We start from the raw sequence: 13941 nt of genomic DNA on the forward strand, positions 1-13941 counted from the left end.
GAATTGGTAAAATAAGTTACTGTAACTCCCGGATCAGAAGAAACGTTAGCTGAAGTTAAATTAAAAGTTCCGTTTCCATTAGTTCCTGCACAAGATGTTAAGGTCGCGTTATTCGTGTTGGGTAAAGAATTTACCGTTAAAGTGATCTGAGCGGTTTTCGAACATCCGTTTGCAGAAGTCACATTCGCGTAGATAATTCCTGAAGGACCTGAATAGGTTGCAGGGTTGGTTATTTGTCCTGTTAAATTAGAATTGGTAAAATAAGTTACCGTAACTCCCGGATCAGAAGAAACGTTAGCTGTGGTTAAATTATAAGTTCCGTTTCCGTTGGTTCCTGCGCACGAAGATAAAGTGGCATTCGTAACATTAGGCAAAGCATTTACCGTTAAAGTAATCTGAGCTACTTTTGAACAGCCTGCTGCGGAAGTTACATTGGCATAAACAATTCCTGAAGCTCCCGAATAGTTCGCAGGATTGGTAATCTGTCCCGTTAAATTTGAATTGGTAAAATAAGTTACTGTAACTCCCGGATCAGAAGAAACGCTGGCTGAAGTTAAATTAAACGTTCCGTTTCCGTTGGTTCCGGCGCAAGATGTTAAAGTCGCGTTATTCGTATTGGGTAAAGAATTTACCGTTAAAGTGATTTGAGCGGTTTTCGAACATCCGTTTGCAGAAGTCACATTCGCATAAATAATTCCTGAAGGACCTGAATAGGTTGCAGGGTTGGTAATTTGTCCTGTCAAATTTGAATTTGTAAAATACGTTACCGTAATTCCCGGATCAGAAGAAACGTTGGCTGCCGTTAAATTGAACGTTCCGTTTCCGCCTGTTCCCGTACATGAAGCCAGAGAAACATTATTAACATTCGGTAAAACATTTAAAGCTAATGTAATCTGAGCGGTTTTTGAACAGCCGTACTGTGAAGTCACATTAGCATAAACAACTCCTGCCGATCCGGAATACGTCGCAGGATTGGTAATCTGTCCGGTTAAATTAGAATTGGTAAAATAAGTTACCGTAACTCCCGGATCAGAAGAAACATTTACAGAAGTCAGATTGTAAGTTCCGTTTCCGTTGGTTCCTGCACATGAAGCCAGAGAACCATTATTTACCTGTAAAACATTTGTATTAATAATGATTTTAAAATACTCAAAATCAAAAGGATTTCCATTCCCCTGAACATAGTATATGAAATTATCGGTAGTGTTCGTTGCAGAAGGATTGGGGGTATAAGTAATTTGCCCTGTTGTTGGATTTACCGTAGCAGTTCCTGATGTTGGCGGTGAAATGATACTGGTAAGCGATGGAACGATGGTCTGCGTAGAATTCGTAAACGCCGGAGTAATCACTTTTGTGTTACAAGAACCGATATTGTAGGTTGTTGTAGAAATAGGAGGACATAAAGTATAGCTGTAAACTCCTGTTAATCTGGTTTCGCAGTTGTTTTTCGTAATTAAACAGGTATAATCTCCGGCTCCGTACAATTCAGGATTGATGGAGAAAGAAGTGGCTCCCGAAATTGGATTTCCATTTAAAAACCACTGATAAGAATCGTAATTATTATCAACCTGTAAAAGAATTCCTGCGTAGCAGTCGCCGGTTTTTGTAATCGCCGGAACAGATGAAAACCCTGCAAAATACCCGCCGTAACCTACTGCACCGTTTCCGGCTGCAATTCCTGCCGTAACAGGAAGGGTAGAATTTACTGTAATATTTCCGTTAACTCCCTGAAGAGAATAGGTTACCCAACCCGGATTTCCCGTTACTGGATAAGGTCCGCTGATCGCGCCGATGGCACTTCCGTTAAACGTTACATTGGCTCCTGTCTGGGTAATGATATTAAGTTTGGTATCAAAAGAATTGCTTCCTATTTTATTGATAAAGCCGATTTCGTTAATTTCTTTCGGTAAAAAACAGCTTAAAGGTGGGATGAAATTCATTCCTCCGGTTGCGTATACCGTACTTCCTGAAGTTCCTGCAAGAAGCTGATAAACATACACATTATTATTGGCAGAAATACTCATGTTGTAATGTCCGTTCCCCTGATTGATATAGCTGGTTCCCTGAACAATGTAATATTGTCCTGCATTCAGTGTGACATTTCCTAGCAGAGTACCGTTTACGGTAAGTTTGGTATTATTTTCCGTGGCGATCACCAAAGCAGCTTCCATTCCGGAATCGGCAGGTCCGTTTCCTTTTACCAAAGCAAATGTTTTTCCTAATCTTTCTACAGGAACAGCCTGATCCATCAGAATATCCACATTGCTGTTGTTCTGTGTGGTATAGATACTGTTGAAATTACCGTTGGTTACCGAAATAGGTTTGTTCGCCGTAATTTTTGCACCAACCAATCCTGTTAAATTGCTTGAGGATAGATCACTCTGCGCTTCAATGATATATGATTTCCCTTTATTGATGGTAAATGTTCTTGTAGGCGATGAAGTACCGTCGGAGAAAATAACGTTCGGATTGTAACCGGATAATGTTACGGTAGTATTGTCTTCCGTTGCAATAAATCCAATGGTTGAATTAACGTAAGGTTTTGCGGTTGTATTCGGGGCAACACCTACGAAAAAGTTTTTCCCGATTCCTGCCAGACCTTTGGAAGTGATGATTTCTGCCTGATTGGGAACTGCAAATCTGAAGTTGGCAAAGAATTTTTTAGGACCTTTCACCTGTAATCCCATTGATCTCTGTGTAAAAAGATTGGATGGAGTAGAGGCAATCATATAATTGTTCGGAATGGTAACCTGTACCGGATTGTTTTTACTCACCTGAACAGTAGAAAACACCGTATTGTTGTTGTAAATCTGAACCGAAAACGGAGTCGTTTCATTGGTGGATAAATACAGATAGCATTCCGGAGTACCCTGAAGTGAACTTGCCGACATTGGCGCAAACCAGTGTTCCGTATCCAACTGAGCATTAAGAATAAAATAAAAAAAAGAGCAAAAGATTAGTAGAAATTTTTTCATGTCTAATAATAAGGGCTGCAAATCTAAGCATTAATAATCAATTTTTTATGATGATTTTTATCTAAATAACTCCATTTAATGTATTTTTTAAATATTTAATAATGCGTTAATATTTAGACGGTTTGCTGTTTTCGGCATAAAAAAATCCCGATGAAAAAAATCACCGGGATTAATATTTTTAATCTTAAAAAGATTATAAGCTGATTCTGATAAATCCTGTTACTTTAAGATCTGCATTTACAGACTTCACATAGTCAGCAACTGACATAGAGCTGTCTTTGATGAAATCCTGGTGTACCAAAGTATTGTCTTTGTAGAATCTCTGCATTTTACCTTTAAGGATATTATCGATAATGTTTGCAGGTTTCCCTTCTTCTACAAGTTTGTGTCTTTCGATTTCTAATTCTTTATCGATGGTTTCCTGAGAAACAGAAGTTTCGTCTAGAGCGATCGGGTTCATCGCAGCAGCCTGCATAGAAACAGATTTTGCAACTTCGTCTGCTCCGTCTACTTTTGCAGAAAGAGAAGTAATGGCAGCGATTTTGTTTCCAGCGTGGATGTAAGCTCCTAAATAAGGACCTGTAATTCTTTCGAATGCACCGATCTCGATTTTTTCACCGATAACACCTGTTTGCTCGATTAATTTCTCAGCAACAGTGATTCCGTGGAAATCTGTAGCCAATAATTCTTCTTTAGAAGCAGCAAAAATTGCCATTTCAGCCAATTCATAAGCTAGTTCGATGAAAGCTTCGTTTTTACCTACGAAGTCAGTCTCACAATTTAAAGAGATAATAGCACCTAACGTGTTATCTTCGTTTACTCTAGCGATTACTGCACCTTCAGTAGACTCTCTGTCAGCTCTGTTAGCAGCAACTTTCTGTCCTTTTTTTCTAAGGATATCTACCGCTTTTTCGAAATCTCCTTCAGCTTCAACTAAAGCTTTTTTGCAGTCCATCATACCTGCACCTGTTTGGTTTCTCAATTTTGCTACGTCTGCAGCAGCTGGTGTATAAGACATAATATCTATTATTTTTTTTATTTAAGATTAGTATTAATTTTTAGCTTAATTTTAAAGCGATGCAAAGATAATGATTTTAATGATAAACTAAAAAATGACTTTTTGCGTTATTTGTATATTTAATAAATTTTTAAATGCTTACTTAATGAAAAAAATATTTCTCCTCATATTTTTATGCATTTTCACTCTCGGATTTTCGCAAAAAAAGAAAAAAACGAAATCCAAAGGCATCGTAGAAAAGGAAACTGCCATCATCTATACAGAAAGTGATGCGGAAACCACTGCTGAAGCAAGAGTGATTGCAGGATTTTTGAAACAAAATCCCGGACATGCCAAAACAGATTATTTCAAAAGAAAACTGATTGCCATCATCACGGCCGGAAATTCTCCTGAAGCCAAACCAACCATTAAACCTTTAAGTGAAGATAAAATAAAACAGATGGTTCTGGATAACAACAGCCTGAACAATTCTAAAACCATTGCAGCCAATGCTTCTAAAGCGGAAAGAATGGTAAACTACGCGAGTGTTGCCGGATCGAATAAAAAATCTGCCGGAGCAAGCGAACAGAACAAAAAGACAGCAGCCATGTTAACGCATCTTTTTAATAATGATCCAATGGATAAGGAAGCTTACATTAATATTAAGAACAGGTCTAAATGTAATCTGATTGTAAAGATCAACGGAAAAAAATATTATAATCTGGATGTTCCGGCAAACGGACAAAACTTTTTATTGGTAGAAAAAGGAGAGTATATTTTAACCACAATGGTGTGTGATGCCAAATATTCGTCCCTGAAAAAGATCAATAAAGATATTGAGATCGAATTGAATCTGAGTGAATAATTGAATAGAAAAAAAGCTAAAAAAACCGGTTAAGAAAACTTTCTTAACCGGTTTTTTCATTTTAATTTACAGAATTGTTGGAGTTTCCAGCCTGATCTTTCCAGAATTCTACCTGCTCCTTTAATTCTTTTATACGTTCTTCGTAGAGTTCAATTACCTTTTCTGATAAGGAATTTATAGTATTAATAGTGCCTACAAATTGAAATGCCATTCCTCCTTTTTGATCTGTATTTTCTTGTTCAAGATTATTAGCTTCATCCGTAAGAAAGTTCTCAGGTTTTATTTCAAAAATTTCACTTAATTTTTCAATATGATGTACCCATGAATTGCTTTCCCCGCTTTCTATGCGTGCATAGGCAGACTGGGAAATGTGTAGTTTATCTGCCATATCATCCTGAGAAAACCCTTTGGATTTTCTTAATCTTTTTATTTTCTCAGCTACGGTATTTGTCATCGGTATAAATATTTAAAACAAATATAGAAAATTATTTCAAATCACAGGCTTTACCCGATAATCGGGTAATTTTATGCAAATATAGGTTTTTGGGGAAGTGTTATTTTTCACATATTTGTAGAGTAATTTAAAAAAACAGTATATTTAACCCATTAAAAAAACAACAAATAACTATGACGAAAAAAATGATTTCGTGGCTGTCCTTCATGGCAGTGTTTCTTTTTCTCCTGCACTCCTGTGTACACGATGAGATTAATTCTTCTTCCGATCCTGCATCTGCAGAGTACCATTCTAAAAGTCTTTGGAAAGAAGATGAAAAGTACATTAAAAATGTAATGAAAATTTACTCCGAACACGAGGACAATATCAAGAAATTTTCCGGAACTCCAGATTGGGATTATGCCATGAGTATGGAAAGATATGATGAATCTTTTATGGTGGTTCCCATCATAGAGAATGGTAAAGTAGTAAATACATTGGCTTGCGCAAGGTTCGATAAAAAAGTTTACTTCCGTTACGAAAATTCTGAAACCAATAAAGCTTTTTTCCAGAACATCATCTACGGAAAATATACCCGGTACAAAACAGAAGCGGATAACACCAAAACAAACACACATAAAGGGATAGTTTGTATAACCAAAACGATATCCATGTGGTATCCTGATAACGAGTCTAATCCTAATGCGGGAGGTTATTGGGAAACCAACTACTATACCAATTGTTATAACTTTCTAGATTATTCCGGTCTGGGATGGGAAGATAACGGTGGCGGAGGCTACGACTACGGCGGTGGTGGCGGAAGTGGAAATAATGACCCGAATAATCCTAATAACCAAACACCCTGTGAGAAAACAAAGGACCTGCTTACAAAACCCGATGTACAGGCAGTTGTTAGCAACTTGAAAAACCACCTTAGCAGCGGTGCAGGTGGCGAAAAGGGATGGAAATTTAATAAAGTGGGAAATCCTACGGAAACTTCCAATAATAGTGAACATAGTGTTACAGTAGGAGATCCCTCTCTCATAAATGGTACTTACCACAATCATACAGGAACAAAGGTTGATATTTTTTCGGCTACTGATATTGCTACTCTGATTGAGATTGCCCGATATCAAAGTATAGGAAATGCGGGAAATGCATTTTCAGGTTTAGTTGCCCCCAATGGTATACATTATGTAATATACTTCAACGGAAGTCATGCTGATCTACCACCTTCTGGAAGTTATAGTGAAACTGATATTAAAGTTTGGGAAATTAAAATGTTAAGAATGAAGGATAATTTATTAAATGATTCTAATTTCTATAACATGATTAATGGTACGAAAGTTTTGAATGAAAAAGGATTAGAACAAATATTCTTTTCTGTATTACAAAAAATGGGCTTACAGGATAAAATTGTTTTACAAAAGATCGATAACTTAACTAATAAAATATTAAATATAGAACAAAGTTCAGATGGAACAATAATAACAGCATCTTGCCAATAAAATAATAAAGCTATGAAAAATATTTTAAGAATAATACTCAATCTCGTTGTGTGTATTTTGGGATTAACTCAGTGCCATGCACAACAAATTTTACCATTGAATACGTCGACATTTAATATACCTGCTGGAACGTACTTTAAAGATTTAAATAATGAATTTGGTTATTATTTGGGTAGTTGGAAAGGTAATTATCAAGATAAAATTATTACTTTGTCAATTGTTAAAGTGAATAATAAACCTTTTGAAATGTGGGATAGGAGTTATTATCATGATCAAATAATTGTAAGATATGAAATTAAAAATATCAATGGAAACATATTACAATCTACATTAAATAGTAGTTTTAATGAAGAAAATGATGTCCATCTTTTAATAGAAAGTTCGGGTACTGAAGCAAATGGTAATGTTTTGAAGTTGCTGTTCGCTGGAGGAAATTGTAGTGTTGGAATTGGTGAAATTATATTAAAAAAGATAAATAATACACAATTTTATTGGAATTATTATCCAGGAACTACAACTAGAAATGACATTACCTGTCCTCCAAATCTGCATTATAACATTTATTTGCCTGAAACAGAAAATTTAATTTTTACAAAACAATAAAGGTAAGTCTTTTCGGAGGCTTTGTTTTTCAAATAAATTATGAAAATATTATCATTATTTGTTTTACACATAACTTTATTATCCTGTAAAGCGCAGCAAGTTTTATCATTAAATGGTTCAGTTGTTAATTCTCCGATTAATTCATATTTTAAAGATATAAATAATGAATTAGATTTTTACGTTGGAAATTGGAAAGCAAACTTTCAAAATAAAACAATGATTTTAAAAATTACAAAAGCATTACATAGACCTTTTGAAATGCTTGATAAAAATTATTTTCAAGACCAATTAATTATAAGGTATGAAATTAAAGATATAAATGAATCTGTATTACAGACAACCTTAAATAGAAGTTTTACTGATCAAAATGACGTCAAGCTTTTAATAGAAAGCTCTGGTACCGAATCTAATGGAGACATAGTAAATTTGCTATTCGCTGGAGGAAATTGTAGTGTTGGAATTGGTGAAATTATATTAAAAAAGATAAATAATACACAATTTTATTGGAGCTATTATCCAGGAACTACTACTCGAAATGATATTACCTGTCCTCCAAATCTGGATTATAACATTTATTTGCCTGAAACAGAAAATTTAATTTTTACAAAACAGTGATAAAAGCCTCTTCGGAGGCTTTTTCAAAAGATGATATATGAGACCAATATTATTAAGATTCTGTCTGATTCTATTAGTTTTAATAATGAATTTTTATAATTCTCAAACGGTAACTTTTAAAGGTGTTGTTAAAGATTCATTAGGGACAAATGGTATTGCCATTAGTGTTAATGATACCGTAAGGAAGTTTAGGGACAGAGCTTTTAAAGACTCGATATTTAAAGAAAAACATTGGGATAAATATGATGAATTGATTCATAATCAAAATCTCTTTACATATCCTGATTCTATTGGAAACTATACAATAACAGCAAAACTTACAGATACGTTATATTTTTATAAGAGAAAATATACCACCCAAAAATATAAAATTGAAGATATCGTAAAGAATAATATTCAGGTGAATTTAAAGCGTTCACCTTGTATACCCAATAAAGAATGCAATCAAGATAAACCATCAAAGCTATATATTTTCATTGGAAAAAAAATAAATGTTTCTTCTGTAGATACTTCTAAATATTGTGGAGAAATTATGGACAGTGAATATAAGGCTGAATATAAAATCGAACAGGAGTTTGAAGATCATTATCCTGAGAAAGAAATTATTTTTACGGCATATGATCATAATAGTAAATATGAATACATGTTTCAACATTATGAAAATGTTTTAATCTTTATTGGGGAATATTGTGGAGATTTAATTCAGCTTAAATATCAATTTTTTCCAGTGTATAAAACAAAAAACGGAAGATGGGCAAGTCCTGTTGACACTTACATGGAACCATATTATAAATCTGATCAATTTACTCCTGTAAATATTCTTTTCGATAAATCCGTAGCTTTTGATGTATTAAAGACGAATAAAAATCCATCTGATGAACAAATTGAACAGTTAAAAAAATTCAAATTCCCTGAAAAATACTTTAAAATAGAAAACGGAAAGGCAATACCTATTATGGGAAGATATGCAGAAGATTTAGTAAAACTCTGGAAAGAGATTTCTGAAAAGAATAAATAATAAAATTTATTAAGTTGACACTACTAATCTTTCCCCTGATTTGCCTACCAGAAACAAAAGATTTAATCTTTACCAAGCAGTAGTGAAAGTTAACCTTTGTTTTGTACAATAAAAAAACCGGTTAAGAAATTTTCTTAACCGGTTTTATTTTTTTATCCTTTAAATTGCCCCATCGCAATGAATTTCTCCTGTCTCTGGGTTTCAAGCTCTTTTCCAGTGAATTTTGAAAAGGCTTTGATGTTCTGCAATATTGAATTTTTTAAGTTCAGATACGTTGTTTCCGGATCGTAATGTGCGCCTCCAAGAGGTTCTTCCACAATTCCGTCTATGAATTTTTCTCTTAAAGCATCTTTCGGAGTTAGGTTCAGTGCGTTTGCTGCATCTTCTTTATGATCCCAGTTTCTCCAAAGGATGGATGAACAGCTTTCCGGTGCAATTACCGTATACCAAGTGTTTTCCAACATATATACTTTGTTTCCTACACCAATTCCTAAAGCTCCGCCACTCGCTCCTTCACCAATGATATAGGTGAAAATAGGAGTCTTAAGCATCGTCATTTCAAAAATGTTTCTTGCAATTGCTTCTCCCTGTCCTCTTTCTTCCGCTTCAAGACCAGGATAAGCTCCCGGTGTATCTACCAAAGTGATTACAGGAATTCTGAATTTTTCTGCAAGCTTCATCAGTCTTAAAGCTTTTCTGTATCCTTCAGGATTCGGCATTCCGAATCTTCTGTGTTGTCTTTCTTTTGTAGTTCTTCCTTTCTGAGTTCCGATGATCATTACTTTCTGACCGTCAAGGGTTGCTAAACCACCGATCATGGCAGGATCATCTGCGAAATTTCTGTCTCCGTGAAGTTCTAAGAAACTGCCTTTATCCACCATTCCGTGGATGTAGTCCAGTGTATAAGGACGATCCGGATGACGGGAAAGTTGTACTCTTTGCCAAGGCGTAAGATTTCCATAGATTTCTTTTTTCTTTTCTATGATTTTATCCTCGATCTGGCTACATGCTAATTTTACATCAACACCACTTTCTTCTCCTACTAAAGAACAAGTTTGGTATTGGTCCATTAATTCTTTTATAGGAAGTTCGAAACTTAAATATTCCATTCTTGAAGTAAATTAAATCTTTCAAATTTATGAAAAATTATCAAAATCTATTTAAAATTATTGATAGCATTGTTTATTCTGGAGATAGTCTCCTCTTTTCCAAGAAGTTCCATAATGTCCGGAACGTCTGGTCCTTTCAGTTCTCCAACCAACGATAAACGTAAAGGCATCATCACTTTACCCATTCCCAGACCTTTATTTTCCGCGAAATCATGAACCTTCTGCTTAAGATTTTCAGCATTAAAATCAGTCACTTCAAGATTTGAAGCCAATTCCCCTAAAATTGCCGAAGTTTCATCATTCCAGGCTTTTTTAGATGCTTTTTCGTCATAAGAAGTGGGTGCTTCGAAGAAAAATTTTCCGTTTTCGTAGATGTCTTTCGGGAAAGTAGCTCTTTCTTTCATCAGCTTAATCACTTTTAACAGTTTGTCGTCTGAAAGTGTTAAATTTAAATCTGAATTTTTAAGAATATTCAGTAAATCTTCATCCGAAGTTTTCTGGATGTACTGATGATTGAACCATTCTGCTTTTTCTTTGCTGAATCTTGCCCCGGCTTTATGAACTTTATTCAGATCAAATTCTTTTGCCATTTCGTCCAGAGATAAAATTTCTTTATCGTCTGCAGGAGACCATCCCAAAAGTGCAACCATATTGATGAATGCTTCAGGCAGATATCCGCTTTCTCTGTATCCTTTTGAAACATTTCCCGTTGCAGGATCTGTAAAATTCAAAGGAAAGACAGGAAACCCGAATTTATCGCCATCTCTTTTGCTTAATTTTCCGGAAATTCCTTTTTTAAGAAATTGTTTTACAGAAGCTAATATTTCATTGTCCTTATCATTTTCGCTTAACATTGATTTAAATCTTGGACTTTTTACTTCTGAAAAGAAAGATTTAATAATTGTTGCAGATTCATCAAAAGAAAACTGATTGTTTTTTGCTACAAACTCTTCTGTGAAAGATTTAGTAATTTCATCTATATTTTCTTTATTAATTAAAGTTGAAACATCAGGTTTTAAAATCAGAGAAAGATGGGCAAACTGAGGCGCTTCCCAACCCATTGCTTCATATAATAATGTATGCAGTCCCAGAGAAGGCAGCCATTCTTCACCACGGATAACGTGAGAAATTTCCATTTCGTGGTCATCGATGATGTTGGCGAAATGATAAGTCGGCATTCCGTCATTTTTTACCAGAACTTTGTCATCTAAAGTGTTGGTGTTCACAGATGAATTTCCTCTGATGATGTCTACAAGATTTAATGTTCTGTCGATCGGCATTTTAAATCTCACTACATACGGCGTTTTTTCATCCAGCAATTTCTGAACTTCCTCTTCAGAAAGTGCAATGCTGTTTCTCAAACGGTTTCTGGATTTATTGTCATAAGAAAAAACTTCTCCTCTTGCCTCATATTCAGCACGGATCTCGTCCAATTCTTCAGCGGTATCAAAAGCGATATAAGCATAATCTGTTTTTAAGATCTGCTCTGTATATCTGTCATAAATGTCTCTTCTTTCAGATTGTCTGTAAGGTGCAAATTTACCTCCTTTTTTCGGGCTTTCGTCGGCAATAATTCCGCACCATTCAAGGGCTTCTTCAATGTATTCTTCTGCTCCTTCAACGTATCTTGCGGTGTCTGTATCTTCAATTCTCAATACAAATTCACCTCCCTGGTTTTTAGCAAAAAGATAATCGTATAATGCGGTTCTTACGCCTCCTAAATGTAAAGGTCCCGTAGGACTTGGAGCAAAACGTACTCTTACTTTGTCCATTTTAAATAAAAATTTTTGCAAATTTACTTAAACTAATATAAAAAGGTACATTTATTTGCGATAAACTAATTTAATTGCTTATCCTTGATTCATCAGAATACTTAATTTTAACGCAAAGTCCGCAGAGTCTTCTTTTACTACTCACTGTTTTTAAGTTTGCAAAAGTGCTTCGACAAGTTCAGCATAAGCTATTCACTCAGAAAAGTACTCAAAGATTTTTCAATGATGGAAATTTCGGATAATCATAATTTAATCATGTATTTAAATGATTTAATTTTTGGAGAATAAAAATCAATTAAAATAATTTCCTTTTCGAAAAATAACAGATATAATGCTGTATTTTTGTGGAGTTTTAAATTCACCATGGCACAAGTTAAAAAACAGAATAAATTATCTTTTTATATTCAGGGATTTGCACGAGGATTATTTCCTGTACAATCTTTCGAAAAAAAGATTGATAGTCTCTATAAAACAGTCTCCAAAGAACAGCTTAAAACTGTTGAAAAAAGAGTAGACTATTACAATAAAATTTCCGTTGAAACTCTGGTAAATCATTCCGGAACAACGATTACAGATCTTTTGAAGCCCAAAACCCCGAAAGCCTATTATTTTGATACCTATGAATATGCAAGATATTTTCCGAAAGATTTAAAAATTGATTTTGCATTTGGTGATGTCAATACCATCCTTGATTTTCCCAAAATAACGAAAAGCCGTCCTATTAATGGAAATAATGAAAACAATATTTTACTGAATCTGGACAAAGCAAGACATTTCGTATCTGTAAAGGATAATCTTAATTTTTCTGAAAAGAAAAATATCATGATTGGAAGAGCGGCGGTTCATCAGGAACACCGAAAAAGATTTTATGAAAAATATTTTCACAATCCGCTTTGTGATCTGGGACAGGTAAACAAAAACGGAAATCAGGAGTGGATAAAACCTAAAATTTCGATCGGGGAACATCTGAAGAATAAATTTATTTTGAGTCTTGAAGGAAATGATGTTGCCACGAATTTAAAATGGATCATGTCTTCGAATTCCATTGCTGTTTCTCCTCCTTTAAAAATGGAAACATGGTATATGGAAGGAACTTTAAAACCAGATGAGCATTTTATCGGGATCGATGAGAATTATGAAAATCTTGAGGAAAAACTTCAGTATTACATCGATCATGAAGATGAAGCTTTGGAAATAATCCGAAATGCCAAAGAATACAGAGCGCAGTTTAATGATAAAAATGTTGAAAATTTAATATCACTTTTGGTATTGAAAAAATATTTTGACTACATTCGCTAAAAATTATTAGAAAGATATGCTAGAAATCGGAGAAAGACCTTGGGGAAAATATTATGTTTTAGCGGATGAGCCACATTATAAGCTGAAAAGAATAGAAGTAAATCCGGGACAGAAATTATCTTACCAGTATCATCACAAAAGGCAGGAACAATGGACAATTATTGAAGGTGATGCTACCATCGTTCTGGATGATAAGGAGATCAGTTTATCTTACGGTGAAAGTATTTTTATACCTCTTGGCGCCAAACACAGAATAATGAACCTTTCGGATAAGCCGGTTGTATTTATTGAAGTACAGACGGGAACGTATTTCGGCGAGGACGATATTGTGAGGCTTGAGGATGAATATGACAGAAATTAAAAAATAAAAGGTTACAGATTGCTGTAGCCTTTTTATTTTTAATTCAAAGTCTTTATAATTAACTGTTGTTCTCTATTCTACAAAAAGAATAGGAAAATGTTTTAACCTGAAATTATTATGTAATATATATAGGGTGAAAAGTCTCTCGGATAAAAAACCGATGACTCTTCTTTGATAAGGATCATCACTAAAGGTTATTTTTTGCTCTGTTTCAAATAGAATCGTAAAAAGCCAATTGCAGTAATCGTTTATAAGCTCATATCTTGTAATAAACATATTTCCAATATAAAGATTACTGCCATTTTCAAGATGTTCTGTGCTACTTTCAGCATAATCTGGAAATTTTTTCCGAATAATATCCATACAAATATCCCAATCTTCAGGAT

Annotated in this window: 13 protein-coding genes; 7 read left to right on the plus strand and 6 right to left on the minus strand. The window is 34.4% G+C overall.

Annotated elements, in window-relative coordinates:
• Positions 1 to 2918, minus strand: a 2918-nt coding sequence (locus WFK35_RS13295) for an IgGFc-binding protein (RefSeq protein WP_336732997.1), incomplete at its 3' end; no start/stop codon positions are given.
• 250 nt (positions 2919 to 3168) lie between these two features.
• Complete coding sequence (gene tsf / locus WFK35_RS13300; protein WP_116100114.1) at positions 3169 to 3993, minus strand: translation elongation factor Ts; 825 nt, start codon at positions 3991 to 3993, stop codon at positions 3169 to 3171.
• Positions 3994 to 4138: 145 nt separating this feature from the next.
• Here tsf and WFK35_RS13305 point away from each other — a divergent pair, with 145 nt between their 5' ends.
• A complete protein-coding gene (locus WFK35_RS13305; protein WP_336732998.1) occupies positions 4139 to 4837 on the plus strand; it encodes a DUF6759 domain-containing protein in 699 nt (232 codons plus the stop codon).
• A gap of 61 nt (positions 4838 to 4898) precedes the next feature.
• On the opposite strand, the gene WFK35_RS13310 is transcribed toward WFK35_RS13305, so the two are convergent.
• Positions 4899 to 5291: a helix-turn-helix domain-containing protein gene (locus WFK35_RS13310; protein ID WP_108411378.1), complete on the minus strand. Its 393-nt coding sequence runs from the start codon at positions 5289 to 5291 to the stop codon at positions 4899 to 4901.
• Positions 5292 to 5464: 173 nt separating this feature from the next.
• On the opposite strand from WFK35_RS13310, the gene WFK35_RS13315 reads away from it, so the two are divergent.
• The 4 genes from WFK35_RS13315 to WFK35_RS13330 are packed head-to-tail and all read left to right on the plus strand — an operon-like array spanning position 5465 to position 9014.
• On the plus strand, positions 5465 to 6778 hold the full coding sequence (locus WFK35_RS13315) for a hypothetical protein (RefSeq protein ID WP_336732999.1): 1314 nt from the start codon (positions 5465 to 5467) through the stop codon (positions 6776 to 6778).
• Positions 6779 to 6790: 12 nt separating this feature from the next.
• Positions 6791 to 7381: a DUF6705 family protein gene (locus WFK35_RS13320; protein WP_336733000.1), complete on the plus strand. Its 591-nt coding sequence runs from the start codon at positions 6791 to 6793 to the stop codon at positions 7379 to 7381.
• 39 nt (positions 7382 to 7420) lie between these two features.
• On the plus strand, positions 7421 to 7996 hold the full coding sequence (locus tag WFK35_RS13325; RefSeq protein ID WP_336733001.1) for a DUF6705 family protein: 576 nt from the start codon (positions 7421 to 7423) through the stop codon (positions 7994 to 7996).
• A gap of 37 nt (positions 7997 to 8033) precedes the next feature.
• The gene (locus tag WFK35_RS13330) at positions 8034 to 9014 is read left to right on the plus strand and encodes a hypothetical protein (RefSeq protein WP_336733002.1); all 981 of its coding nucleotides are present in this window, start codon (positions 8034 to 8036) and stop codon (positions 9012 to 9014) included.
• A gap of 152 nt (positions 9015 to 9166) precedes the next feature.
• On the opposite strand, the gene WFK35_RS13335 is transcribed toward WFK35_RS13330, so the two are convergent.
• Together WFK35_RS13335 and gltX are read right to left on the minus strand one after the other, a co-directional pair.
• A complete protein-coding gene (locus WFK35_RS13335) occupies positions 9167 to 10123 on the minus strand; it encodes an acetyl-CoA carboxylase carboxyltransferase subunit alpha (protein ID WP_076390571.1) in 957 nt (318 codons plus the stop codon).
• A gap of 47 nt (positions 10124 to 10170) precedes the next feature.
• Positions 10171 to 11895 carry a glutamate--tRNA ligase gene (gene gltX / locus WFK35_RS13340; RefSeq protein ID WP_336733003.1) on the minus strand — a complete coding sequence of 575 codons (1725 nt, stop codon included), beginning with the start codon at positions 11893 to 11895 and terminating at the stop codon, positions 10171 to 10173.
• A gap of 363 nt (positions 11896 to 12258) precedes the next feature.
• Between gltX and WFK35_RS13345 the strand changes: the two genes are divergently transcribed.
• Both WFK35_RS13345 and WFK35_RS13350 read left to right on the plus strand, forming a co-directional pair.
• Complete coding sequence (locus WFK35_RS13345) at positions 12259 to 13194, plus strand: glycosyltransferase (protein ID WP_336733004.1); 936 nt, start codon at positions 12259 to 12261, stop codon at positions 13192 to 13194.
• 16 nt (positions 13195 to 13210) lie between these two features.
• Entirely contained in the window at positions 13211 to 13555 is a 345-nt protein-coding gene (locus WFK35_RS13350; protein ID WP_087707214.1) for a phosphomannose isomerase type II C-terminal cupin domain, read from the plus strand.
• Positions 13556 to 13627: 72 nt separating this feature from the next.
• Here WFK35_RS13350 and WFK35_RS13355 read toward each other — a convergent pair.
• Positions 13628 to 13941, minus strand: a 314-nt coding sequence (locus WFK35_RS13355; RefSeq protein WP_336733005.1) for a DUF4422 domain-containing protein, incomplete at its 5' end; no start/stop codon positions are given.

Source organism: Chryseobacterium sp. VD8 (assembly GCF_037149975.1).
GTDB classification, from domain to species: domain Bacteria; phylum Bacteroidota; class Bacteroidia; order Flavobacteriales; family Weeksellaceae; genus Chryseobacterium; species Chryseobacterium indicum.